The 24820-nt window shown below is 66.0% G+C and carries 18 protein-coding genes; 9 read left to right on the plus strand and 9 right to left on the minus strand.

Going from position 1 to position 24820, the window contains the following annotated elements:
- The first annotated feature begins 100 nt into the window (after positions 1-100).
- Both ABD235_RS17975 and ABD235_RS17980 read left to right on the plus strand, forming a co-directional pair.
- On the plus strand, positions 101-2776 hold the full coding sequence (locus ABD235_RS17975; protein ID WP_344175350.1) for an ATP-binding protein: 2676 nt from the start codon (positions 101-103) through the stop codon (positions 2774-2776).
- Positions 2777-3071: 295 nt separating this feature from the next.
- A complete protein-coding gene (locus ABD235_RS17980) occupies positions 3072-6353 on the plus strand; it encodes a PKD domain-containing protein (protein ID WP_344175352.1) in 3282 nt (1093 codons plus the stop codon).
- 110 nt (positions 6354-6463) lie between these two features.
- On the opposite strand, the gene ABD235_RS17985 is transcribed toward ABD235_RS17980, so the two are convergent.
- Together ABD235_RS17985 and ABD235_RS17990 are read right to left on the minus strand one after the other, a co-directional pair.
- The gene (locus ABD235_RS17985; RefSeq protein WP_344175354.1) at positions 6464-6937 is read right to left on the minus strand and encodes a hypothetical protein; all 474 of its coding nucleotides are present in this window, start codon (positions 6935-6937) and stop codon (positions 6464-6466) included.
- Positions 6930-7208, minus strand: a complete 279-nt coding sequence (locus tag ABD235_RS17990; RefSeq protein WP_344175356.1) for a putative antibiotic biosynthesis monooxygenase — start codon at positions 7206-7208, stop codon at positions 6930-6932. The genes ABD235_RS17985 and ABD235_RS17990 overlap by 8 nt, the downstream gene beginning before the upstream one ends.
- Before the next feature lie 76 nt (positions 7209-7284).
- On the opposite strand from ABD235_RS17990, the gene ABD235_RS17995 reads away from it, so the two are divergent.
- The gene (locus ABD235_RS17995) at positions 7285-7875 is read left to right on the plus strand and encodes a helix-turn-helix domain-containing protein (protein ID WP_344175358.1); all 591 of its coding nucleotides are present in this window, start codon (positions 7285-7287) and stop codon (positions 7873-7875) included.
- A 29-nt stretch (positions 7876-7904) separates the two neighbouring features.
- Here ABD235_RS17995 and ABD235_RS18000 read toward each other — a convergent pair whose 3' ends face one another.
- The 5 genes from ABD235_RS18000 to ABD235_RS18020 form a co-directional block, all read right to left on the minus strand.
- Positions 7905-8594, minus strand: coding sequence for a DUF4389 domain-containing protein (locus ABD235_RS18000; RefSeq protein ID WP_344175360.1), 690 nt, complete (start codon positions 8592-8594; stop codon positions 7905-7907).
- A gap of 63 nt (positions 8595-8657) precedes the next feature.
- Entirely contained in the window at positions 8658-9461 is an 804-nt protein-coding gene (locus tag ABD235_RS18005; protein ID WP_344175362.1) for an ABC transporter permease, read from the minus strand.
- Positions 9458-10357 (minus strand): ABC transporter ATP-binding protein, encoded by a 900-nt coding sequence (locus tag ABD235_RS18010; protein ID WP_344175364.1) that lies wholly within the window; start codon positions 10355-10357, stop codon positions 9458-9460. The genes ABD235_RS18005 and ABD235_RS18010 overlap by 4 nt, the downstream gene beginning before the upstream one ends.
- 58 nt (positions 10358-10415) lie before the next feature.
- Positions 10416-11402 carry an NAD(P)-dependent alcohol dehydrogenase gene (locus tag ABD235_RS18015; RefSeq protein ID WP_344175366.1) on the minus strand — a complete coding sequence of 329 codons (987 nt, stop codon included), beginning with the start codon at positions 11400-11402 and terminating at the stop codon, positions 10416-10418.
- A 112-nt stretch (positions 11403-11514) separates the two neighbouring features.
- A complete protein-coding gene (locus ABD235_RS18020) occupies positions 11515-12207 on the minus strand; it encodes a DUF4386 domain-containing protein (protein ID WP_344175369.1) in 693 nt (230 codons plus the stop codon).
- A 343-nt stretch (positions 12208-12550) separates the two neighbouring features.
- On the opposite strand from ABD235_RS18020, the gene ABD235_RS18025 reads away from it, so the two are divergent.
- Genes ABD235_RS18025 through ABD235_RS18035 form a run of 3 tightly spaced genes read left to right on the plus strand, consistent with a single transcriptional unit; the run spans position 12551 to position 14713 of the window.
- Positions 12551-13240 (plus strand): DUF4386 domain-containing protein, encoded by a 690-nt coding sequence (locus ABD235_RS18025; RefSeq protein ID WP_344175371.1) that lies wholly within the window; start codon positions 12551-12553, stop codon positions 13238-13240.
- Between the two features lie 10 nt (positions 13241-13250).
- On the plus strand, positions 13251-14120 hold the full coding sequence (locus ABD235_RS18030) for an SDR family oxidoreductase (RefSeq protein WP_344175373.1): 870 nt from the start codon (positions 13251-13253) through the stop codon (positions 14118-14120).
- Between the two features lie 5 nt (positions 14121-14125).
- Positions 14126-14713, plus strand: a complete 588-nt coding sequence (locus ABD235_RS18035; RefSeq protein ID WP_344175374.1) for a hypothetical protein — start codon at positions 14126-14128, stop codon at positions 14711-14713.
- A 755-nt stretch (positions 14714-15468) separates the two neighbouring features.
- Here the strand turns inward: ABD235_RS18035 and ABD235_RS18040 are convergent.
- Positions 15469-16020: a hypothetical protein gene (locus ABD235_RS18040; RefSeq protein ID WP_344175376.1), complete on the minus strand. Its 552-nt coding sequence runs from the start codon at positions 16018-16020 to the stop codon at positions 15469-15471.
- 352 nt (positions 16021-16372) lie between these two features.
- Here ABD235_RS18040 and ABD235_RS18045 point away from each other — a divergent pair, with 352 nt between their 5' ends.
- The gene (locus ABD235_RS18045) at positions 16373-19438 is read left to right on the plus strand and encodes an SIR2 family protein (protein ID WP_344175378.1); all 3066 of its coding nucleotides are present in this window, start codon (positions 16373-16375) and stop codon (positions 19436-19438) included.
- Between the two features lie 412 nt (positions 19439-19850).
- Here the strand turns inward: ABD235_RS18045 and ABD235_RS18050 are convergent, their stop codons facing one another.
- Positions 19851-20690 (minus strand): ATP-dependent DNA ligase, encoded by an 840-nt coding sequence (locus ABD235_RS18050; RefSeq protein ID WP_344175380.1) that lies wholly within the window; start codon positions 20688-20690, stop codon positions 19851-19853.
- 98 nt (positions 20691-20788) lie between these two features.
- Here ABD235_RS18050 and ABD235_RS18055 point away from each other — a divergent pair, with 98 nt between their 5' ends.
- Positions 20789-21265 carry a hypothetical protein gene (locus tag ABD235_RS18055; RefSeq protein WP_344175382.1) on the plus strand — a complete coding sequence of 159 codons (477 nt, stop codon included), beginning with the start codon at positions 20789-20791 and terminating at the stop codon, positions 21263-21265.
- 128 nt (positions 21266-21393) lie between these two features.
- Positions 21394-24399: a tetratricopeptide repeat protein gene (locus ABD235_RS18060; RefSeq protein WP_344175384.1), complete on the plus strand. Its 3006-nt coding sequence runs from the start codon at positions 21394-21396 to the stop codon at positions 24397-24399.
- The last annotated feature ends 421 nt before the right edge of the window (positions 24400-24820 follow it).

Here is a 24820-nt window from a genome sequence, read left to right on the forward strand (position 1 = left end):
CTCCAAGGGGTTGAACTGGTACGTCCAATCTCGCCGCGAGGACCACCGACCCACATCCGTGCCCACCACTGATGCACCACGGATCGGTCATGATGAGCGGATGCCGGAGGTGTCCGCCCGCGAGGCGGAGGTGCTCGCCGCCCTCGCGAACCATCGAACGAACGCGCAGATCGCCCGCGCGCTGCACATCTCGGTGCGCACAGTCGAGAGCCACGTGTCGTCGCTCCTGCGCAAGTACGCCGTGGCCAACCGCCGTGAGCTGGCCGACCTGGTGGAGGCGCCGCCCGCGCAGGCAGCCGATGGACCGGGGATGAGTGGTCTGCCCGCTGGGCGGACGAGTTTCGTCGGCCGCGCCGAGGAGCTGTCTGCGGTCCGCGAGGCGCTCGGTCGGGCGCGACTCGTGACGCTGCTAGGGCCTGGCGGGATGGGGAAGACGCGCCTGGCCACGGTGGTGGCAGGTGGGACCGGTGCGTCGGGGGCCTTTGTGGACTTGGTACCGGTGCGTGCCGGTCTGGTGACGCGGACGGTCGCCACTGTCCTGGGGGTGGCCGAGCGTCCGCCGCAGAGTCTCGAGCAGGTGCTGGTCGAGCAGTTGCAGACTGGGCAGTGGCTGCTCGTGCTGGACAACTGCGAGCACCTGGTGGACGAGGTCGCCGAGCTGGTGGAGCGTCTACTCGACGGCTGCTCGGGCGTGACCGTCCTCGCCACCAGCCGGGAGCGACTCGGCGTACCCGGTGAGCAGACGGTGCTGCTGCCGCCACTGGACGCGGCCGGCGAGCTGTTCGTCGAGCGAGCCCGGGCGGCCGACCCCACTTTCGACACCTCAGCGGACGTCGACGAGATCTGTGCGCGCCTTGACCGGATGCCGCTGGCAATCGAGCTGGCAGCCGCCCGGATCGGTTCGCTCGGTGCGGATGGCCTGCGAGTAGCGCTCGACGACCGGCTCCGGTTGCTCAGCGGCGGCCGCGGCGTCGACGTACGGCACCGGTCGCTGAATGCGGTGATCGGCTGGAGCTACGACCTGCTGGACGAGGCCGAGAAGCTGCTGCTCCGGCGGTTGTCGACGTACGTCGGTGGCTTCGACCTGGCCGCCGCCTGCGCAGTCAGCCCCGAACTCGGCCGCGGCGAGGTCGCTGATCTCCTCGGACGGCTGACCGACAAGAGCCTCGTCCTGCGCCGCGGGTCCCGCTGGCTGCTCCTCGAAACCATCCGGGAGTTCGCCCGCGACCAGCTGACCCGCGAAGAGCTCGCCATCGCCCGGGACAGCGTCCTGCACTGGGCCGCTGATCGCGCCGGCGAGCTCGAGGCCCAGCTCGACGACGACGGCTGGCAACCGGCGTACGACGAGGTCGTCGCGGACCTGCGCGCCGCCCTGTCGGCGACTCCGCCCGAGGCCGACAGGACCGCCCACCGGCTGGCGCGCTCCCTCGGTCATCTGAGCTTCGCCCGGCGGGAGTTCGTCGAGTCGATCGGCCACTACCGGGCGGCGGCGGACCGCGCCGCCGACGGAGTCACCGCTGCCCTCGACCTGCGGTCCGCCGGCGACGCCACGCTCGCCGTGTCGGAGGCCCAGACCCAGGTCCGGCTCCTGCTCGACGCCGCCGACCGCGCAGTTGCCGATGGCAACGTTCGGGCCACGATGCTGGCCACCGCGGTGATCGCGGTCAACCGCTACCCCACCGGGGACCTGTACCAGTTCGCGCCCGAGGACACCGATCGGATGCTCGCCCAGGCGGTCGAGAGCGCCGTACCGGGCGATCCGCACGTCGCCGCGCTCCTTGCGACCGCGAAGGCCTGGTCCAGCGGCCGCCCCCGGATCGACGCCGATCCCCACTTCGCCCGCGCGGCCGTCGAGGCCGCCCGCGGAACCGGCGATCCGGTCCTGATCGCGGGCGCGATCGACGCCGCCATGGTCGCTGCCGCGAACTCGGGTCACCTCCGCGAGGCCCGCGCCGGCGCCGTGGAGCGGATGCGGTTGACCAGACCGCTGCCGCGGCACGAGCCGTACGCCGCCGCCGAGATCATCGACGCCTTCCACGTCTGGCCGACCACGGCGGTCGCGGTCGGCGACCTGCGGGCGGCAGCGGAGACGCTGGGTGCCCCCGACGACCCTGTGGGTGACCATCCATACATCTCCCTGCCCCGGCTGATCCGGGTGACGGCGCTCACCGGCGATTTCGACACTTGCGTCAAGCAGACGGACGCCCTCTGGGAACGGTGGAAACGCGCCGGCCGTCCACCCATCGAGTGGATGGCGTCCGCGCTGGCAGTCGCTGCGATGGTCCACGGTCTGCGCGATGACGGCCACTACGACACCTGGCAGGAGCGCGCCCTCGAGGTCGCCGGCTGCGCCGCGTTGGCAGACGCTCCCTGGCTCGAAGCTCCCGCGCTGTTCGCGCAGGCGCGGGTGGCCGTGCACCTGCGCCGTACCGAGGACGCCGAGGACGTCGTACGGCGTGCCTTCGAGGACTTCGGCGAGTACTGGTGGGCGCCGTACGCGCGGGCCGGTGCGGCCGAACTGGCCGTGGTGGCCGGCCTGCCTGACGCGGCCGAACTCATCGAGCGAGCCGGCCCGCTGAGCCAGGAGAACGACTGGGCCGCGGCCTGCCTCCTGAGGGCAACTGGCCGCCTGGCAGGCGTCCCGGACACGCTCCTGGCCGCCACTGACGCGTTCGAACGCATCGGTGCGCGCTTCGAGCGAGCAGTGACTCTCACCCTGCTCCCGGACCGCGCCGACGAAGGCCGCGCCGAGCTCCGCGAGCTGGAAGTTCCGTAGTCGGTGTATTCACCACTTGTTTCTCATCGATGAGCAATGGGTCTCATCAAGGAGTAATTGGGCTTTTCCGTAGCGTGATGAAGTCCATAACAAATGGTTCTGGGTTGCATCTTTTTGCATCTTTTTCGGTTGACAGAGAGCGACTTGGGCTACGGTTTGCCGAAAGCAGAGAGTCATAATCCGGGGGGCCGGCATGTTGAAACGTTTTGCGACCGCATTTTTCGTTCTCACTACCGCGGTCACGATGGTGCTGGGGCTCGCTGCCCCGCCCGCGCTGGCAGCCGAGGGTGATCCTGTGTCCTCCGTCGTGGCGACCTGGTCCTGCACCAGCAGCCCGTGCCCGTGGGGCCCGTCGGACACCAGCAACACGGCGGTCTGGCCGGCCGCGGCCGAGCCGGTCCGGGCCCGTTACGGCTACACCGTCTCCCACGACGTGTACGCCCCGGCGCCCAAGGTGGCGGGCTGGAAGATCACCGTCACGTCCGGCAGTGCCACCGTGTTCGCCGGCCCGGCGGACGACTCGCACTCGTCGCTGGCCAGTCTGCAGACCGGCGACAGCTACACCCTGCCCAGCACGCTGAGTAACAGCAGCCTCGTCAGCGTGCAGGACGGTGGGTCGTTCGAGTACACGATCACCCCCGGCACCCCGACCGACCCGCCGCCGGCCTCCGGTGACGGCTCGGTGCTGGCCACCTGGGACTGCACCAGCAGCCCGTGCCCGTCAGGCCAGAGCTACACCAGCAACGCGGCAGTCTGGCCGGCCGCGGCCCAGCCGGTCCGGGCCCGCTACGGCTACACCGTCTCCGCGGACGTCTACGCGCAGGTGTCCAAGGTGGCCGGCTGGAAGATCACCGTCACCTCCGGCAGCGCCACGGTTTACGCAGGCCCGGCCGACGACTCGCACTCGTCGCTGGCCACGCTGTCGGCCGGCGAGAGCTACACCGTGTCCAGCACCCTGAGCAGCAGCAGCATCGTCAGCGTGCAGAGCGGCTCCGCGTTCGAGTACACGTTCACCCCGGGTGGGCCGGTCACGCCCCCGCCGGCCGGCGACGGCCAGTCGCCCCGGGTGACGTGGAGCTGCACCAGCAGCCCGTGCCCGTGGGGTCCGTCGGACAGCGGGTACGCCGCCGTCTGGCCGGCCGAGACCGACCCCAGCCGGGCCCGGTACGGCTACACCGCCTCGCACGACGTCTACGCGCCGGCCCCGCAGGTGGCGAACTGGAAGATCACCGTCACCTCGGGCAGCGCCACCGTGTTCTCCGGCCCGGTCGGGGACTCGCACGCGTCACTGGCCGACCTGTCGGCCGGCCAGAGCTACACCGTGCCGACCACTCTGAGCGGCAACAGCATCGTCAGCGTGCAGAGCGGTTCGCCGTTCGAGTACGCCTTCGTGCCCGGCCCGCCGGTCCCGCCGACGCCGGTCGCCTGTACCGACCCCACCACTTGCGACCCGGTCTCCTGGGTCAACGCCCGCTGGCGCTACGCCGGCACCGGCGAGAACCCCGGTGACTGGTACGGCGGCGTGATCACCTGGCCGGTCGGTACGGCGTACCAGGGCAACGGCCGCTCCGGCGACAACGCGCGCACCGTGTACTCGGAGTCGGGCGTTCCGCTCTACCCGTACATGGGTGCCTGGGCCGACGGGTGCACCGTTCGCGTGGTCACCGGCCGGATCCTGATCGTCGAGTGGCAGCGCGGTACGGACGAGTGGCGGGAGACCCGCGTGAACGCCGGCCAGGCGTACACGATCTCGCTCAGCGGCTCCGAGGACGGCGCCATGATCGAGACGGACAACGACGTCCAGCCCTTCACGGTCTCGATGAGCAACTGCACCCCGCGGCCGCTCTCGGAGTCGAACAACCACCTCCCGGTGGCGAACGCCGGTGCGCCGCAGTCGGTCGTTGCTGGTACGACCGTGACCCTGAACGGGTCCGGCACCGACGCCGACGGCGACGACCTCACCTACGCGTGGACCCAGACCGGTGGACCGGCGGTGGTGCTGTCCAGTACGACGGCGGCGAAGCCGACCTTCACCGCCCCGTCCTCAGGGTCCACACTGACCTTCAGCCTGGTGGTGCGGGACGGCCACGCCAACAGCGCGGCGGCGACCACCACGGTGACCACCACCAGCGCGGTCAACCAGGTGCCGGTGGCGAACGCCGGTACGGCGCAGACGGTCACCACGGGTACCGCGGTGACGCTGGACGGCTCCGGCAGCCGCGACGCCGACAACGACCCGCTCACCTACACGTGGACCCAGACCGGTGGGCCGGCGGTGACGCTGTCCAGCCGGACGGTGCAGAAGCCGACCTTCACCGCCCCGTCCACCAGGACCACGCTGACGTTCAGCCTGGTGGTGCGGGACGGCAAGGCCAACAGCGCCGCCGTCACCACCACGGTCACCACCAACACGGCGCCGGTGGCGAGCGCGGGGGCGGCGCAGTCGACCGAGTCCGGCGTACCCGTGACGCTGGACGGCTCTGGCAGCCGCGACGCCGACAACGACCCGCTGACCTACACCTGGACCCAGACCGGTGGCCCGGCAGTGACGCTGTCCAGCCGGACAGTGCAGAAGCCGACCTTCACGGCCCCGGCGACACCGACCACGCTGACCTTCAGCCTGGTCGTGCGGGACGGCAAGGTGGACAGCGCGGTGTCGAACACGACGGTGACCGTCACCGGTCCGAACCTGGCCCGGGGCAAGACCGCCACCCAGTCGAGCACCAGCGGTAGCGCGGTGGCGGCCCGGGCGGTGGACGGCAACACCAACGGCGTGTTCGCGAACGGCTCGGTGACCCAGACCAACCTCTCCACCCAGCCGTGGTGGCAGGTCGACCTCGGTTCCGCGGCGGCCGTCTCCACGGTCACGGTGTGGAGCCGAACCGACTCGAACCGGATGGGCAGCGGCTCGGTGTTCATCTCCTCGACCGACATGAACGGCCGGTCGATGTCCGCGCTGCGGGCCGACGACTCGGTGAAGGAGCTGTCGTTCGCGGCGTTCTCGTCCACCACCAACAGCCTGACCCTGAACGCGGGCAACGCCACCGGCCGGTACGTGCGGGTGCAGCTGTCGAGCATCATCACCACCCTGAACCTGGCCGAGCTTCAGGTCGGCGGCACCACCGGCGCCGTGAACCTGTCCACCAACCGGCCGGCCACGCAGTCGTCGACCGACGTCGGCACCGCCGCCCGGGCCGTGGACGGGAACACCAACGGCATCTTCGCCGCCGGGTCGGTGAGCCGGACGGCGTCCAGCTCGCAGCCGTGGTGGCAGGTCGACCTGCTGACCAGCTCCCGGGTCAGCAACGTCACGGTGCACAACCGGACCGACGCCTCGGCCGACAAGCTGAACAACGCGGTGGTGTTCCTCTCCACCGCCAGCATGTCGGGCCGGACCTACGCCCAGCTGATGGCCGACTCCACCGTGACCAAGCTGAACCTCGGGGCGACCCCCGGGGCGGTCACCAGCCTGCCGACCAACACCGTCGCCCGGTACGTCAAGGTGCAGTCGCCGGCCACCAGCGCCGGCGTGATCAGCCTGGCCGAGGTCACGGTGACAGGCACCCAGCCCAACTGACGCACGACCAGGGATCCGTCTCGGTTCGCTCCATCGACGAAGCACACGGTCCGGGCACCGCGCCCGACCAGCCGCGCGAGAAAGCCGATGAGCGAGCCGGGACGAATCCATCAGGCGTCGCCTGTGGTCCGGGCGTAGCGCCGCCAGGCGTAGCGCCAAGGGATGACGGCCAGGATGACGACGACGAAGGCACAGCGGAACAGCACGCCGCGTGCTTCGGCGTTCAGGTCACCGGCGATCCACTGGGGCACCGCCACCGCGCTGACCCAGATGACCTTCCAGCCCACCTCGAGCAGCAGGATCGGCAGCATGCGCGTGGGGTGCCTGAGCCCGAGGAACGCCAGCAGGGACATCGCCGTGAGCACGCAGGCAACCACGCTGTCCATCACCGGCAGCGATCGAGCGTCCTGGACCAGCACGGGCCATTTGACGACGGCGATGCCCACGCCCATGAACGCGTATCCGCAGCGCATGAGGTGGAGCCGCCAGGTCGCCAGTTCCTGATCGCGGCGCGGGCCGGTCGTTCGTGCACGCAGCTCGTCGCGGACGGCCGAGTCGGTTCTGGCGTGCGGTTCGCTACTCATGGTCGTGGCGGGTCAGAACGCGCCGGCGCAGCCGATGGAGCTGCGGCATGAACCCGTAGATGACGATCGGTACGGCGACGGTCGCCAGGACGAAGGTCCGAACGACCGGCGTCAGCGTGCCGAGCCAGCCCCCAAGGGCGAGGTTGAGGGCGGTGAGGGTCGGGAACACGGCCAGCCAGATCATCACGGCCAACTCGTGCTTGGTCGGAGGTCCAGGTACGGCGGGCTGGGATTTCGGGACAGGTTTCGGAACGAGCGATGGTGTGGTCATGTTCCGAGACTGGGGCTGGACAAGGCGTTCGCCCACAAAGGTTGCTGTTTGTGGGAAATCGGCGTCAGATGACTGCGTGGACCACAGCGCAGCGGCGGAGATTGCCGTCGTACTCGAAAAGGTCGGGGGGCGGCTCAAGCGGTTGCGCGCGCAGCGCCGAATGACCCTGACCGCTGTCGAGACGGCGACGGGAATCTCCAAGAGCACGCTGTCGCGGCTCGAGACCGGACAACGACGGCCGACGCTGGAACTGCTGCTCGCCCTGTCGCAGGTGTATCGGGTGCCGCTGGACGACCTCGTCGCCGCGCCGGTGCAGGGCGATCCGCGGATCCGGCTCAAGCCGGGTCAGGTCAAGGGCCGAACAGTGATTCCGTTGACGCAGCAGCCTGACGGCACGCAGGCGTGGAAGATCGTCGTACCGGCCGGCAAGGTCGTCCCCGAGCTCAGAGCACACGACGGCCACGAATGGATCTACGTCCTGTCCGGCCGGCTGCGCCTCGTGCTGGGCGACGACGACTGGGTGCTCGGACCCGGCGAGATCGCCGAGTTCAGCACCCGGACGCCGCACTGGTTCGGCAGTACCGGCGACGGGTCCGCGGAGATCCTCAGCATCTTCAACCGTCCGGGCGAGCGGATGACAGTCCGGGCAACGACTCTCCGCCCGTAGGCAGCACGTTCGATCGGAGCGTGTGGTCCCTACTGCTCCGACGGGACCGCGAGGACGGGATCCGTTCCCCCTTGGTCGAGCCGGAACGGCGGGTAGGTGTCGGTCATCAGCGCCGCGTAGCCGGCCACCCGCAGTGCCCACCGGTTCATGCCCAGGATCACGTCGTACAGCGGACGGGGGTAGGCCCCGGTGAAGGCCAGGATGACCGCGGCGATGATCACCAGGATGCCGACCAGGCCGCCGCTGCCGATGTTCCACTGCCAGTTGTCCGAGCGGTTGGCGACCCAGGCCCCGCCGCCGACGAAGACCCCGACGATGACGTAGTGCGGGATCGCGAGCAGCCACCACTTCACCAGGACGAGTCCGCGCGACAGGTGTTCGGGGTAGTCCACGGACAGGTGCGCGGGGTAGTCCTTGACCTCGGCCAAGGTGAAGGGCGGGTACTGATCGGTGCCGAGCGCGCCGTACGCGTAGTACGTCACGCGCCAGGACCATCGCATCACGCCGACGTTGTAGTTGAAGATCGCCCGCGGGTAGCGCCCGGTGAACAGGATCGCGAAGAACGCACCGACCGAGCTCAGCAGGAATCCGATCCACAGGAACGCCAGTACGACGTAGTGCGGGATCACCAGCACCCACTTGACCAGCCAGAGCCACCGCGACAGCCTCGGATCCAGCTCGGCGTTCACGTGCACCGGGTACGCAACGGACGTTGTCATCAAAACCATCTCCAGAGGTCTTACAAGCTGACTGATACCGGGCTCCTGCTCGCCGCTGACCTGCTACTTCACTTCGGCTCTCATCACCTGGCGGAGTCCGACGAGCAGGGGGACCACGAGCCAGACGATGCCGGTGACGCCGATGTTGGCCCACTGCTCTGCGGTGAGCGACTTGTCGAAGACGAACAGGCCGCTCTGGGCGAACTGGATGTCGATCCACGGCTGCAGGTCGTGGAACCACTGCTGACTGCCGGCCAGCAGGCCGAAGATCGTCGGCAGGAAGAAGGTGTAGACGAAGTAGGCGACGACGGCACCGATCGAGGCTCGGAAGAGCACGCCGAGCATGAAGCCGATCAGCAGGCTCAAGACCATGCCCAGGACGTAGTACAGGCACTGGGTGACGGTCACGTCCCACACCAGAGTGGCGCCGGTGACGGCCGCGCCCAACAAGTTGCCCAGGGCACCGACCGCGAAGGTGAGGGCCATCGCCGCGATCGCGATGACGACCGAGGAGATCGCCTTGGCGGCAATGATCCGCCCCCGGTGCGGGACCAGCGTGAACGTCGTCAGCCCCGTCCTTTGGCTCCACTCGCTGGTGACGGCCAGGATCGCGATCAGCGGCAGGATGATCACCACCGGGAAACGGATCGCGGTCGCGAAGGTGGAGTACGTGAGCTGGTCGTTCGGGGCGAACAGGATCACGCCGCCGGCGGCGAGGACAGCGGAGATGGCGATGCTGGCGATCAGCCAGAAGCCGGAGCGGGTGTCGAACATCTTGCGGAGCTCGACTGCCGTGATCCGGCTCAGCGGGATGCGTGGTGTGCTGGTGCGTCCTGCCCGGACGGTCTCCACAGCGATGGCGGTCATGCCGGTACTCCTTCTCGCTGGCTGGCGGAGGTGAGTTCGAGGAACATCTCCTCGAGGCCGGCGCCTTCGGCAGCGCGCAACTCGGTCAGGGCGATACCGGCCCCGAGTGCGATGGTGCCGACTCGTGCGGCTTCTGTGTCGGTGTGCAGCGCGCCGTCTCCGGCGCGGGTCGTGACGAGTCCCGCGGCGGTCAACGCCTGCTCGAGCCGGGCGATGTCTGCGGCGCGTACGACGGTGCCGGCCGCGCGCAGGAGATCGGTCTTGGATCCTTGCGAGACGATGCGGCCGAGGCCGATCATCACGATGTCGTCGGCGATGACCTCGATCTCGTGCAGGAGGTGCGACGAGAGCAGGACGGTTCCGCCGCGGTCGGCGTACCCGCGCAACAGGTCGCGCATCCAGCGGATACCGGCCGGGTCGAGCCCGTTGGCGGGCTCGTCGAGGATCAGCACCTCCGGGTCACCGATCAGGGCGGTCGCGATGCCGAGGCGTTGACGCATGCCCAGGGAGTACTCCCCCACCCGCCGGCCGGCCTCGTCCGGGGTCAGGCTGACCACCGCGAGCATCTCTTCGACGCGTGCGCGCGGCAAGCCCATGTACTGCTGGGCAAGGGTGAGAATTTCGCGGCCGGTACGACCGGCGTGCTGGGCGGACGCGTCGAGCAGGACGCCCACTTCGAGCCCTGGGTTCGGCAGGTCCGCGAACCTGCGGCCGGAGATCGTGGCGTGTCCGGAGGTGGCCCGGGTGAGTCCGACCATGATCCGCATCGTGGTCGACTTCCCGGCGCCGTTCGGGCCGAGGAAGCCGGTCACCCGGCCGGAAGCCGCGGTGAAGGTGACGTCGTCGACCGCGAGCGTGGTGCCGTAGGTCTTGGTCAGTCCGTCGATGGTGATCATGGACGAGGTGGCGTGGTCATGGTTGCTCCCGTGGAAAAGGGTGTCCTGCCGAGCCGGCTCAGATGGTGATGGCGACCTTGCCGCGCACGTTGCCGGCCATGAGGTGACGCATCGCGTCCGGGACGTCGTCGAGCGCGAAGGTCCGCTCGAGGCTCGGCGTCACCTGGCCGGTCTCGATCAGGTCGGTGATCCGCTCGAGATCCCTGCCGCTTTCCTTGTTGACGACCATGGTCAGTCGCTGACGCAGGAACAGCGACGTGATCAGGGCACCCAACTGGCGGTGCATGCCGCCGGTCAGCTTGCCGCCGCCCTCGCCGCCGGTGAGTACCGCTGTGCCGGTCGGCGTGAGCGCGCGGCGCAGCCGGGACAGGGACGGATTGCCGGCGATGTCGATGATCAGGTCGTACGGGCCGGACGCCGCGAAGCCCTCGCGGGTGTAGTCGATGACGTGGTCCGCGCCGAGGGCTTTCACCAGGTCGAGCTTGGCGGTACTGGCGACGCCGGTGACTTCGGCGCCGAAGGCTTTCGCCAGCTGTACGACGTAACTGCCGACCCCGCCCGATGCTCCGGTGACAAGCACGTGCTGGTCGGCCTCGATCCGCCCGGCGGTCACCGCGGCGAGCGCGGTCAGCGCCGAGATCGGGACCACCGCGGCCTGCTCGAAGGACAGGCCGGCGGGCTTCCGGGCGAGCTTGTCCTCGCGGGCTACGGCGTACTCGGCGTACGAGCCCGGCGCGACGCCGTACACCTCGTCTCCCACCGACCACCTGGTCACCGCCGGGCCGACGGCCTCGACCGTGCCCGCGACATCCCGTCCCGCCACCGGGTTCTTCGGTCCTCTGAGCCCGAACGCGAGGCGAAGCAGGTACGGCGTACCCGTCATCAGGTGCCAGGTGCCGCGGTCGAGACCGGCGGCGTGCACGCGGACGAGGACCTCGGAGCCGGAGATCTCGGGCCGGGCGATCCGTTCAGGGTGCAGGACGTCGGCCGTGCCGTAGGCGTGCTGGACGATCGCGCGCATGGTTGCCGTGGTGCTGGTGGCCATGGTGTTCCTCTGGTGGGTCTGGGGGCGGAACCGATGTCGGTGCCCCGCGCACCGATGGCCTTGCTCCTGCTCGTACCGGGCACACGTCGTACTTGGTGCGCCCGAGGCTTGGCTACGGGGCGGGCTTGAAGCCCTTGACGATGAGGTAGATGCCGAACGACAGCTCCCAGATGAACTCGGGGATCGTCGCGAGGGCCTGCAATGCGCCCCCGCGGTCGGTGATGTCGAACATGACCGCGACTCCCGACAGGATGATCAACGGACCTCCGACCAGGCCGAACATCGCCAGCTTCCGCGGCACAAGACCGGTCCGGTACATCAGACAGCCCAGAATCAGTCCGTTCGAGACGCCGACGACAACCCCTGGCCCGATCAGGAACGCCCGGTCGTAGATCGCGACGAACGCCTGACCGAGTGCGGCGTCGGCCGTGCCTTCCTGCCGCATGTACACGAACGTGAGCAGACTGAGGATGCCGATGGCCGTGAACATGCCCTCCACGAGGCGCGCGGCGACGTATCCCAGTGCGAGGCCTTCGCTGTACCGCTTGTAGATCGCGTAGGGCACGACGGCGGTGCCGAGGCTGGCGACGATGAGGACGAGTTCGAGGACAGCGCCCAACGCCACACTCGCTGTGGGGTCGGCGCCCGTCCCGGTGATCAGCCCGGGATTGTCCCGGACAGGGGCGTACAGGAAGAAGAACGCCGGAATCGAAGTGACGAAGGTGATCACCATCAACCACCCCGTCAAGGTGGCGATCTTCCGGTCACTTGCCGTGCTGCTGCGTCGAGCTAGATCGATGCTCATGTGGAATCCCACCCAGAGCCGACACGGCCGAGTGACCCTGACCGGGTCACTGCACGCCCAACGCGGCTCAATCGCCAGCATGTGCCTATTCGCGAGCCCTGTCTACCATCAGCGTCTCGGCGCCCGCTGCTGTCGAGCCTGGACAGGGCTCGTGGAAAGGAACATGCTGTGGCCAGCGCGGTCAGATCTTGCGCTCAGCAACCCCTCAGGGTTGCCACAGTTTCGTGCCGTGCTGGGGGCGGTTCGCATGGGCACAATCAGCACGGAGCACACGAGCGAAGTGGCCGGGCGGCCTGTCGCGGTGGGACGTTCGACAGCTGGCGCCAGCCGCAGAACCGTTGTGGTGACTGGCCTCTTGTTCATCGCTTCGACGGTGGCGTTCACGATCGCGGCGACGGTGTTGTCGATCACGTTCGACTGGCCCGACATCCTGCGCGAACCTGCCGACGTCGTACTCCCCGAGTTCGCAGCCGGTGGTGCGAGTTTGGTGTGGACGTGGTTCGCGGTCGCCTGGACGTACGCCGTACTGGCGGTGCCGATCTTGTTGCTGCCGACAGCGTTGGCTCGTCGCGGCGATGCTGCACTGCGGACAGCTACCTATCTGGGTGCCGCGTCGGTGTTGTTGTCGTTGATCGGGTTTCTCCGCTGGGTGTTCGTCGTACCGGCTCTGGCCGATTCCTACGTCAGTGGCGACGAAAGCACTCGCGCGGCGGTGGCCGCGGCCTGGACTGCTCAGCATCAGTACGGCGGCGCGCTGCTCGGGGAACATCTCGGCCAGTCTCTCGCTGTCGCCTGGTCCGTCACGGTCAGCGTCATCATCCTGCGGTCCCGAGTGATGCCTGCGTGGACGGGCTGGCTCGGACTGCTCGCAAGCGCCCTGTACTTCGTCAATCAGGGCGACATCCTGTCCACCGCGGTCCCCGGCGTACCGGTGTGGGAACTGGGCGGCCTCCTCGGCAGCTACCTGTGGGGTGCGTGGCTGGTCGTGCTCGGCGTCCTGCTGCTCAGGCGGGTGAACAGGGATGCCGGCTGAACGAGACCGCATGAACGGCCGAACTGTTCTGATCACCGGCAGTACCGGAGGAATCGGCAAGGCGACCGCCCTCGGCCTGGCGAAGCTGGGCGCCCGGGTGCTGATCGCCGGGCGAGACCCAGCACGTACCGACGATGCGGCGCGCGAGATCCGCGCGGCGGGCGGTCAGGACGTGGACATGTTCGTCGCGGACCTGTCCTCCCAGCGAGAAGTGCGGCGGCTGGCCGCCGAGGTGCTCCAGCGCCATCCACGCATCGATGTACTGATCAACAACGTCGGCGGCTACTGGAACACACGCCACCTCACCGCCGACGGACTCGAGCACACCTTCGCCCTCAACCATCTCGCACCGTTCCTCCTCACCAGCCTGCTCCTCGAGAGCCTGAAGCGAAGTACCGCCGGCCGCGTGGTCACCGTCTCCTCCAACGCCCAGGCGATGGGGCGCATCGACTTCGACGACCTGCAGGGCGAACAGTCGTACTCCGGCGCCCGCGCCTACAACCAGTCCAAACTCGCCAACGTCCTGTTCACCTACGAGCTCGCCAGGAGACTGCGGCACACCGCAGTCACGGCCAACGCCGTACATCCCGGTCTGGTGAGCACCTCGTTCGGTGCCAGCGACCCTGGCCGAGCCCAACGGCTACTCGTCCCTGTCCTGCGCCCCTTCATGAAATCCCCCACCCGCGGCGCAGCAACCTCCATCCACACAGCATCCGCGCCGCAGATCGAGCGGACGTCGGGCCGCTACTACGCCAACAGCAAACCCACGCGGTCCTCCCGCCGCAGCTATGACGAAACGGTCGCCGCGCGACTGTGGGAGGTGAGCGCCGACCTCGTCGGGCTCACCGCCCGGTCCGGCGGCACGGACCCCAGGAGCTGAGAACCATGAACCGACCACCACCCGCCTTCCTCCGAACCTGGATGCTCTGGACCGCGGGCTTCCTCGCCTTCCCGATCGCCGGCATCGCCGGCAACCTCACCGCTGGACGCGTCAACGACGCCCTCGCCGCACTGCTCGGTGGCGTAGTCACCGGCGCCGTCCTAGGAGCCGGACAGGTGCTCGTCAGCCGCCGACGGCTCGATCCGCGCACCTGGATACCAGCCACCGCGATCGGTATGGGCCTGGGTCTCCTACTCGGCGCCACGACCGTCGACTACGGCACCACACTCGGCGACCTGGCCTTGATGGGCACCCTCACCGGCGCCGTCCTAGGCCCGGCGCAAACCCTGGCGCTGTCAGCCAAGACCCACCAACGCTGGGCATGGGCCGCCGCCCTGCCGATCTTGTGGGCGCTCGGCTGGACCGTGACCACCCTCGGCGGAATCAGCGTGGAAAACCAGTTCACGATCTACGGCGCCTACGGAGCAATCACCTTCGCCGCCCTGTCCGGCCTGCTGCTCCACCACCTGCTGCCATACCGCGCCGAGGCCGGACCGACCCCCACGCAGCCGCGAATCGCGACCGAAGTATGAGCACGCCACCGCAGTCAGCCGGGGCCATTTCTTCCATAGCCACCAAAACATAAGCCCAATTCAAAGAGCCGACGAGGGGACTCGAACCCCTAACCACCGCTTTACAAGTTGGACGCTCCACCCGCTCTGGACTGTCACCAGCGTGATTGGTGGGCTTGGCGGCTGTCATCACTGCCGCTTTTGGCATGTTCCGACTCGTCTTCATTGACAGCACCATTGACAGCCCCGGTGCCACAGGGTCGGGGTGCTACAGCTGCTTGGGGTTCTTGAGCACCTGACGGCCATCTCGACCCAACAGAGGAGGAGTCGAACGGATGACCTTCTCATTACGAGGAGGAATGACGCCGTCGTATCCGCTCTCATCGGTCGTTTGAGCTTCGCGACTGCCGTCAATCGTGGCGGGATCTCCGATGCGTCTCCGTGAGTTGATGCCACGAAAGATGCCACGAATCTGATCCATCGATCCGGACTCGGGACCGTGCCAGCGGCGGAAACTGTCGCGGCACCTGGGACCGGGGTACGGAGCTGACGGCTAGAGATTTCGAGCGGATACCACCGCGGAATCTGCACGTGCCAGTACGCGAGTTCGCGTTATTGGTCCACAACGCGCTACTCAACTGAGGGTCTTCGCGCACCTCGACACATGCGTCGGCCCCGTCCGTTGCCAGCACTCGTCCACTGCCCCAGAGGACCGCGCCCGGGTAGGTCATCTAGGTCGCCACTCAGTGTGGTCAACTAAGAAGTCGGCCCTCACGTCATCGCTCAGTTGAGGTTGGACACCTACAGGGGAACTGCTCACCATCGACGAGCAACTGCATGAGATACGCCCAAGGCTGATCAACGCCGTGCTGAACCCGGTAGTTCACGAACTCGCGGACTGGACCGGCTATGTTTGCCAATGGATGATGCCACGCGTCGAGAACGACATCCCGGTCGACTTGCCCGCGGTATACATACCCGCCGAGGGTATCATAAAGCGCGAGGGAGTAATTGATTTCATCCCAGCCATCGTCTCCAAGTCCGGGGAATTGACCGTCTCGCGCGGCCAGGAACAGCTTACGGCGGCCTGAAGCTGCGACGGGTTCTATCATCAGCTCATGTAAACGCTGATACGTCGACGAGCGGGCCATCCTCTCAGCATGCATTGAGGCTTTCCGGGCGAGTTCCTTTGTGGTGTTTACGTTCTGCCTCGCAGTCACGAGTGACACAATGAGGGCCAACAGAGAGACACCTAGCGCTAGAAGATCCTTATTGTTTTCCCAGAAACCACCAGCGGATGGGGCAGCGGAGATGAATAGGGCGCTCACAAATTTCACCTTAGCCGCGAACTAGATACAAAGCGAGTGGACCGGGGCACATCGCCGGACCGCGCACTCATCCATCAGGAGGGCCCCGCGCCGCGTAAGCGCGCTCGGTCGCAACGGTCGAATCAAGCGGCCGGCGCCATAGACTCGTCATACATCCGGCCCAGAAGTTTGGGGTGACGCCGTCGTGCGGAACTGCCCATGGCTGACGCGTCGAGCACGCCTGCTGCAGGAGTGCAGAGCTACACACCTGGGAACGCTTCTTGCTTGCGAGGACTGGATATTCACCGGCCTCTATGCGATGCTGCGCCCTTGGTGACTGGGGGGGAACCAGTCGTGCTTCGGAGGGGGCGGCATGCTGCTGCGCGAGCTTGCTGAAGAATTCAGAAACAATCGTGTGATCGTAGTCGTGGGGTCTGGAGTCAGCGTCGCCGCAACGGACAACGCTCCAACTGCATCCTGGCTCGGGCTCATACGCTCTGGAATCGACTACGTCGAGGAAAACGTTCCGGGCCTACCCGAAACGTGGGCCGAGGGCGCTCGGGGTGACTTACAGCGAGGAGCAGATCACATGCCCTCGCTTCTATCAGCGGCAACTAAGGTCTCTACGGAACTCAGCGCTCACGCGCAAGCGGCCTACAAACGATGGATGCGCCGCGACGTCGGCGAGCTTAAGGTCACTTCACCGACGCTCGTCGAATCAATCGTGGGACTTGCGTGCCCAATCCTGACTACCAACTACGATCAAATCTTGGAAGAAGTGTCGGGCCGTCAATCCGCAGTCTGGAAGCGACCAGACCAAATGCAAGCCGTGATTCAGGGTCGATCAAATTCGATCGGGCACTTGCATGGCATCTGGTCCGAGACCGATAGCATCGTCCTCGGGATCGAGACCTATGCCGCAATCACAGCAGATAACGCAGCGATGGGACTTGAGCAAGCACTTGCGGTGGCGAAAAGCCTAGTTTTCATTGGGTGTGGTTCAGGTCTCAGCGATCCAAATTTTGGATCGCTGCGCAGATGGCTCAAAAATACCTTCCCATCTACTGAGAATCTCCATTATCGGCTGTGCACAAAAGCAGAGGTGGCCCAACTAAATACAGAGCATCGGGACGAGCCTATTGTTCCTGTGCCGTACGGCGACTCCCACGACGAGCTAGACGGGTTCTTGAGGTCATTCTGGCCCGCACCAGCTGCCGCGGTCCAGACGATAGACGCAAGCGATCCCTCGCGAGCGACCGAGGTAATCGAAGAGGATGTGCGCCGCACATCAATTCTCGCCGAACATTTGGGCAGCGTCGACGGTCTCGACATGAGTCAGCTTCTCATTCCCCCCGTGTTGCTGCCAGTCACCCACGAACAGTTCGTTGCGTCGCAGGACCTCGAAGATGGTGTCCGTATTCAACGATGTGATCTCAAATCGGACTTGTCGGAGCAGCGGCTACTACTCGCCGGCGATGATGGCGCCGGCCTCACCAGCTCCCTCGAATGGCTTGTCGACCAGCGCTCCCGGCTATACCCGGATGAAGTCCCCATCGTTATCGATTTTCACAATGATCTCAAAGCAGGCCCCTCGCCTCTACGCCGCGCAGTCGAGAAGAAGCTGCTCTTGGCCGGCATCAAATCGGGCCGAGGCGCCGAGTTCCCTCCGATCGCACTCGCGGTGGACAACGTCGCGATCTACCCGCAGCGTAAATTGACTAGGCTCATCTCAGATTTGGCGAAGGAGGAGTTCTCCTGGGCAGCAATCGGCTGCAAGATCGGCGCCGAGATTGTTGTCGGGGACCAGCTGCGCGAGGCAGGCGTTCCGGCGACTTCGCGATATCTGGGTAGGCTAAATACTCGCGACGTGCAAAAAATGGCATCCCTCGTGGCTCCGGGCCGCGCAAATTTTCTCGCCCGCAAGGCCATCGAGATCGTTAACCACCTAAGTCTTTCCCGCACGCCCTTCGTATTCTCCATGGTTATCAGCACACTCTTACATGGAGAATCGCTCGCCTCCGTTACGTCCGAGACGGCATTGCTTGACACGTATGTCAATTTGCTCCTTGGACGCGGCGAAGTGTCCGACGATTCAAGATTTATTCTCGACCACCGCGACAGATCCGACATGCTTGGAACATTGGCGGCGGAATTTGTCCGACAGGACAAAGGATCACTAGCAGAGCACGACGTAGTCAGAGTCTTCCATGAGTACTTCGAAGAGGTCGACTGGCAGGAAAATCCCAGTTCAGTTCTCCAAGGCTTCAAGGACTGCTACCTGCTTTCCGAACGGGCCGGACAAGTGGTGTTCAGACAAGCGAGCTATCTCCACCTGTTTAGCGCCAAGCACGCCATGTTCTCGCGGGATTTCCTCGACAAACTCTATGAGCGCCCACTGTACTATGCGCCGATAATCTCACATTATGCGGCGCTGATGAGGAGTGACGCCCGAACGGTCGAAATTGCTGCGGAGACATTGTTTGGCGCATCAGATCGCCCTCGCAACGGATCTGGGCTTTTCGTCGAAGTTGAAAAACCACCGACGCATCAGTCCGTAGATTCCTTGATCGCCCAACTGGATCTGAGCGCCCACAGCGAAGATGAAGATGATGAGTTTGCATCATCCAGTGACGAATCAGTGGACTGGCTTGACCGCTTCGACGAGCCCGAGCAACTCCCGTTCCCTCTCGATCGTATCGAAGATGCGCCAGATGTCGTAAGAATCGACGCCGCACTACGCCTTGTCTCGAATGTACTGCGCGATTCGGACCTGATTCGAAACCCCGAACTAAAGAAGCGTGTACTTCACGAGGTGCTGCTTGTATGGGGCGTCCAAGTCCAGATTTATGAACAGGACGAGGCATATCAAGAGGTGCTCGGAAAAATGGGGCGTATGCTGGCCGAGCAGCGTCGCGTCCCAAAGAACCGCGCGGATGCTTTCGTTGAAATGTTTCTCGAACTCTCCCCTATTCTACTCGCTTTCAGTGGAATGTTGACATCTCTCTCGTCGCGGAAGCTACTCAAGAGCCTTGACCGCTGCTTCGATGACGTTGTTTTTGTGAATGAGCCGTTTGCGGCAGTCATGGGCGCATTGTTCGCGTTCGGCTTACAGGAGCCGGGTTGGACCAAATATCTTGTCCGGACGCTCGAACGGCATCCCAAGGTGCCGGCGGTTGACGACGTTCTTCACACACTGGCGCTATTCGCCTACTACCAGCATAGGTTGCATAAAGAAGACGCTGAGCGGCTACACAGCATCCTCGTTGACTTTAACGTCACACGCCTTGGCAAGCTCCCACATGCGGAGTTGGCCAGGCGAAAAGAGCAGATATCGTCCAAGCTAAGGGCAAATCGCGGATTGTCACGCAGCCGATTGCCCCAGGGTCAGACCGTCTTCTCTGCCAGCCCCGACGAGCCGCCCGTCGAGCTTGAAGGGTGAGAAGGCGCGTCTGCCGATGCACGTCGTATCGAGACAGGGGTCGAAAGGCACCGTTGACCACGGCGACGACTTTCAAACCGCTGGCGTGCCTTTACTGCAGGGTCAAGAAGCGGCGCAGTTCTTGGCCAGCGGCTCGGGGCGCGGTCCTGTTGGCCGGGGTCTGTGGATAACCAGCCGCAAGCCGAGCCGGCTTCAGGCATCCTAGAAATGCTCCTCGGGGTGAGGCCACACCACAGCAGGGCCCGTCATGTGCCGTACGGCTCCGGGGTATCCGCTGGTGAAGGCCACCCCGAGGACCGCCCGATGTCGAACAGGCAGCTTTTGCCGCCGAGAGCTCGCAGGTTAGAAGTGCTCAAGCCGCGGTAAAGACCGGGGGTTGCAAAGACGCGAAGGTCGCTGCGCTCGAACGTTCCTACCTGTCACTGGGCGAGGGGAAGTGTCGGGACGTCATCGGGCTGAAGGTTTCCGCGGTACCTGCGTATCGGAGTGGGTGTCGCCATTGGCTAGCCTGGATCGCTGCATCGGCGCTGACCTCGACCACATCGTCGGGCCGGGTCTTGGTCAGCGGCTTCTTGGAGTCTCGACCTGCCCACCGCTGCGAACTGATCTCGTCCGGCCAAGGGTGGTTGCGGCGAGCGGGCCGGAGCACCGCGGCGAGCTCGGCCGACTGGGCGTCGGTGAGCGGAACGGTGCGGCCGACAACGACCAGGTCGCCGCCGAGATACCGGCCGGCGATCACGACTTCGGGCCGCTCGATGGGTCCGATCACTCCACCGCAGATCACCTCGACGGTGTCTCTGCGCTTCATCACCTTCAACCACTCACGCCGCGCGCCGACGTAGCGCGAACTGGCGCCCTTGACCGCCAGTCCCTCGATCCCCATGGCTTCGGTGGTCCAGCGTTGGGTCCGCAGGTCGACTCCGCCGTAGGCGAGCAGGTCGAACGCGACGTACGACGCGGGGATCGAGGCGACCATTTGGCGGGCCTTGGCAGGAGTAGTGACCAGGCGCCGTTGCAGGGCGTCGAAGCTGAGCCGGCCGTCGACCATGATCACCAGCTCGCCGTCGACCACGGCGCCGTCGTCGAGCTGGGCTGCGGCGGCCCTGGCGACATCGGGGAACCGGTCAGTGTCGTTGCGCTGGCGCGACAAGATCCGCGCCGACGTGCCGCTCCGGACGATGACGGCGCGGCACGTTGACTGAACTCTTCGGCCAGCTGTTGAGATACGGCTGCTGGTCGTGCACGTGCACAATCAATAGCTCACGGGGGTCGACTTGGTGACGTTATGTGAGGAAGACTGGTCTCTTCATCACTGGAGCTGGGTCTCCGGATCGTTTAGGGGGTGGGTCTGTGGACCCTGTATCACTGATAGTCGCTGCCGTCGTAGCGGGGGCAGCGAGCGGCGCCAAGGACACGGCTTCCCAGGTCGTAAAGGACGGCTACATACGACTGAAGGGACTTCTGAGTCGGCACAAGGTCGATGTGGCGGCGCTTGAGAACAAGCCGGGATCCGATGTGCAGCGGGCGGCTTTGGAGGAAACGCTGACCGATGCGCTGTCAGGTGCTAGCGAGAACGAAGAGCAGGACTTGCTGGATACGGCACAAACGTTTGTTAAGACACTCCGGGACACGCCAGGTGTCCAAGCGGCAGTGGGGGTTCTCGGGGTTGACCTCGCGGGGGTCGAGGCAGAGTTCATCCGCATCCAGGAGGTCCGTTCGGCCGGCTCTGCGGTGCACATGCAGGACGTCAAGACGAGTGGCGGCATAGACATCGGTGTCGTCGAGGCAGGAATCGATAGGTCAGCGGGCCCTCAAACGCGGCAGTAGAGCCCGAAACTGCCGCGAGCAACAAGGGCTGGGCAAGCTCCGTCCTGGAGCGCGTCAACGTGGGTCGAGATCTCACAATCTCCTACGGGCCTCATTCCAAGCGAGCCCCTTGGCCTTCATGGCTGGGGTTGGCACTCGAGGAACCTAAGCACTTCCAATCTCGAAAACATCAGCGTGAGCAGCTGTTGGCCGCGGCAGCCGCCGGTCGCACCGCAGTGCTCTGTGGACAATCTGGGACCGGCAAGAGCCATCTCGCTGCGGCCTACGCCCGAGAGCTTGTCTCAGCTGGTGACCTGGATCTTGTGGTTTGGGCAAATGCTGATAGTCGTGTTGGTACCACCGCTTTATTTGCACAAGCTGCGGCTCAGGTGGGGATTGGCGCCCCTGACGAGCCCGAAGCCGCCGCGCAGTTGTTCCTCGGTTGGCTCCTTACAACGAGCGTGCGGTGGTTGGTTGTGCTCGATAATGTCGAGAACGCAGCCGATCTAACAGGGCTGTGGCCGGTCGCCAGGGCCGGCAGCGGCCGGGTGGTCGCGACTACCGTCCGCCAAGACGATTCCCTGTTCAGTGGTCGCGATCGGATCGACGTCGACGTCTTCACTGCTAGTCAGGCATTCGACTACCTTCAGCAGCGTCTGCCTGCATCATTGGCCGATGACCTGACAGGTGTCGCCAATGACCTTGGTCGTTCGCCGCTGGCACTCAGTCACGCATCCGCATACCTCGTCGACCAAGACCTGCCATGCAGTTCCTACCGCCACCTATTCGCCGACAAGACTCGGAGACTTGACGAGCTGTTCCCGCACATGCAGGAACTCTTTGACGGGTCAATCCGGACAGTCGCAGCGACCATGACATTGGCGATCGAACGAGCTAACCAGGCGCCACCTCAAGGCATTGCAGCAGCGATCCTTGAGCTGGCCTGTCTTCTGGGCCCTAACGAGGTTCCTTTCGGAGTACTTACCGCTAAGTCCGTCGGCGAGTATGTCGCAAAGCGAATCAGCCTTCCCGATAGTGAGGTCACCGTCGACGTGGTGCGACGAGGGTTGATGAATCTCCGCCGATTCAGCCTGGCCGCCTGGAACACAGCGAGCGCGACCTTGCAACTGCATGTCCTTGTCCAGCGCAGCGCGCACGAAGTACTGCTGGCTAACGCCACTGTTGCCGCTGCTGCCGCTGCCGTCGCCGCCGCTGATGCACTGCTAGACATCTGGCCCTCCGTCGAACGCGACTCGGATCAGGCCCGGGTTTTACGTGCAAACGCCACCACCCTTACAGGAGGGCCGCACGAGCGAGCACTATGGGACAGCGAGAACGGCGCCCACCCGTTGCTCTTTCGCACCGTTCAAAGCCTAGGCAAGGCTGGCCTCTTTACCACAGCTATCGAAGCCGCCACGACTCTCCACCTGACGGCGGCCAACCGCCTCGGGCCGGACCATCCAGACACCCTCACCGCACGCGGCAACCTGGCGTCCTTGCGCGGAGAAGCCGGCGACGCGGCTGGAGCGGCGGCCGCATTCGAGCAGCTCCTCACCGACCGCCTGCAGCTCCTCGGCCCAGACCACCCAGACACCCTCATCACCCGCAACAACCTGGCGTCCTTGCGTGGGCAAGCCGGAGATGCGGCTGGAGCAGTGGCCGCATACGAGGAGCTCCTCACCGACCGCCTGCGGATCCTCGGCCCAGACCACCGGAGCACCCTAATCACCCGCGGCAACCTGGCGTCCTGGCGCGGAGAAGCCGGCGACGCAGCCGGAGCAGTGGTTGCATACGAGCAACTTCTCACCGACCATCTGCGGACCCTCGGCCCAGACCACCCAAACACCCTCACCACCCGCAACAACCTGGCGTCCTGGCGCGGAGAAGCCGGCGACGCAGCCGGAGCGGCAGCCTCATACGAGCAGCTCCTCACCGACCAGGTGCGGATCCTCGGCCCAGACCACCCAGACACCCTCAGCACCCGCGGCAACCTGGCCTATTGGCGCGGAGATGCTGGCGACGCAGCCGGAGCGGTGGTTGCATACGAGCAGCTCCTCGCCGACCATCTGCGGACCCTCGGCCCAGACCACCCAAACACCCTCACCACCCGCAACAACCTGGCATCCTCGCGCGGGCAAGCCGGAGATGCAGCGGGAGCGGTGGTTGCATACGAGCAACTCCTCGCCGACCGCTTGCGGGTTCTCGGCCCAGACCACCCAGACACCCTCACCACCCGGAACAACCTCGCGTCCTGGCGCGGCCGTTCGGGCGACGCAGCTGGAGCGGCAGCCTCATACGAGGAACTCCTCACCGACCAGCTACGGATCCTCGGCCCAGACCACCCATACACCCTCACCACCCGCGGCAACCTGGCATCCTGGCGTGGGCAAGCCGGCGACGCAGCCGGCGCGGTGGCCGCCTACGAGCAACTCCTCGCCGACCAGTTGCGGATCCTCGGCCCAGACCACCCAGACATCCTCACCACCCGCGGCAACCTGGCGTCCATGCGCGGGCAAGCCGGAGATGCAGCGGGAGCGGTGGCTGCGTGCGAGCAACTCCTCGCCGACCGCTTGCGGGTCCTCGGCCCAGACCACCCAAACACCCTCACCACCCGCAACAACCTGGCCCACTGGCGCGGCCGTTCGGGCGACGCAGCTGGAGCGGCAGCCTCATACGAGGAACTCCTCACCGACCAGCTACGGATCCTCGACCCAGACCACCCAAACACCCTCACCACCCGCGGCAACCTGGCATCCTGGCGCGGCCGTTCGGGCGACGCAGCTGGAGCGGCAGCCTCATACGAGCAGCTCCTCGCCGACCAGTTGCGGGTCCTCGGCCCAGACCACCCAGACATCCTCATCACCCGCGGCAACCTGGCGTCCTTGCGTGGGCAAGCCAGCGACGCAGCTGGAGCGGCAGCCTCATACGAGCAGCTCCTCACCGACCATCTGCGGACCCTCGGCCCAGACCACCCAAACACCCTCACCACCCGCAACAACCTGGCCCACTGGCGCGGAGAAGCCGGCGACGCAGCTGGAGCGGCAGCCGCATACGAGCAGCTCCTCACCGACCGCCTGCGGATCCACGGCCCAGACCACCCGAGCATCCTCACCACCCGCAAGAACCTAATCCTTTGGCGGAACCGGATCGCCTAAACACCTGGCGAGCCGCACTCGCCTCTGTCGCGGCACAAAGAGCGCGGTGAAGGTAGCCGTCCCACTTCACGTCGTAGCGGCTTCCGCCCGGCAGCGCCGACTCGGAGGGGATCTCTTCGACCAGCTTGGCTAGTCAACTTCGACTGGGCCGGTGAGGTCCGCAGGTAGCCGGACCGCGGCCGAATCAGTCCGTCGCGCCCGGGAGGCATCGGAGTCTCGCCGCTTCGCCGGTCGCCCGCCGAACGGCGGCCAGACGACGACCTTGATCTTGCCTACGCGCAAGCCTGGGCGGCGGTGCGGGCACAGGCGGTGGTGTTCGGGGACATCCGCCCCTTCGCACTTGCCACAGTGCCGAGCCATAAGGCCAGCATGCGCCCAGATCGAGGTGTGCGTCTCCGGTTGCACGAATTGTCACCGGACC

Origin of the sequence: Kribbella lupini, assembly GCF_039529595.1 — a bacterium.
Taxonomy (GTDB): domain Bacteria; phylum Actinomycetota; class Actinomycetes; order Propionibacteriales; family Kribbellaceae; genus Kribbella; species Kribbella lupini.

Excerpts from the sequence above, each read along its gene's own strand:
- ABD235_RS18020 (WP_344175369.1), bottom strand. The coding sequence starts at position 12,207 with ATGAGCATCGATCTAGCTCGACGCAGCAGCACGGCAAGTGACCGGAAG.
- ABD235_RS18000 (WP_344175360.1), bottom strand. The coding sequence starts at position 8,594 with ATGACAACGTCCGTTGCGTACCCGGTGCACGTGAACGCCGAGCTGGAT.
- ABD235_RS18010 (WP_344175364.1), bottom strand. The coding sequence starts at position 10,357 with ATGATCACCATCGACGGACTGACCAAGACCTACGGCACCACGCTCGCG.
- ABD235_RS17975 (WP_344175350.1), top strand. The coding sequence starts at position 101 with ATGCCGGAGGTGTCCGCCCGCGAGGCGGAGGTGCTCGCCGCCCTCGCG.
- ABD235_RS18035 (WP_344175374.1), top strand. The coding sequence starts at position 14,126 with ATGAACCGACCACCACCCGCCTTCCTCCGAACCTGGATGCTCTGGACC.
- ABD235_RS17990 (WP_344175356.1), bottom strand. The coding sequence starts at position 7,208 with ATGACCACACCATCGCTCGTTCCGAAACCTGTCCCGAAATCCCAGCCC.
- ABD235_RS18045 (WP_344175378.1), top strand. The coding sequence starts at position 16,373 with ATGCTGCTGCGCGAGCTTGCTGAAGAATTCAGAAACAATCGTGTGATC.
- ABD235_RS17985 (WP_344175354.1), bottom strand. The coding sequence starts at position 6,937 with ATGAGTAGCGAACCGCACGCCAGAACCGACTCGGCCGTCCGCGACGAG.
- ABD235_RS18030 (WP_344175373.1), top strand. The coding sequence starts at position 13,251 with ATGAACGGCCGAACTGTTCTGATCACCGGCAGTACCGGAGGAATCGGC.
- ABD235_RS18005 (WP_344175362.1), bottom strand. The coding sequence starts at position 9,461 with ATGACCGCCATCGCTGTGGAGACCGTCCGGGCAGGACGCACCAGCACA.
- ABD235_RS18015 (WP_344175366.1), bottom strand. The coding sequence starts at position 11,402 with ATGGCCACCAGCACCACGGCAACCATGCGCGCGATCGTCCAGCACGCC.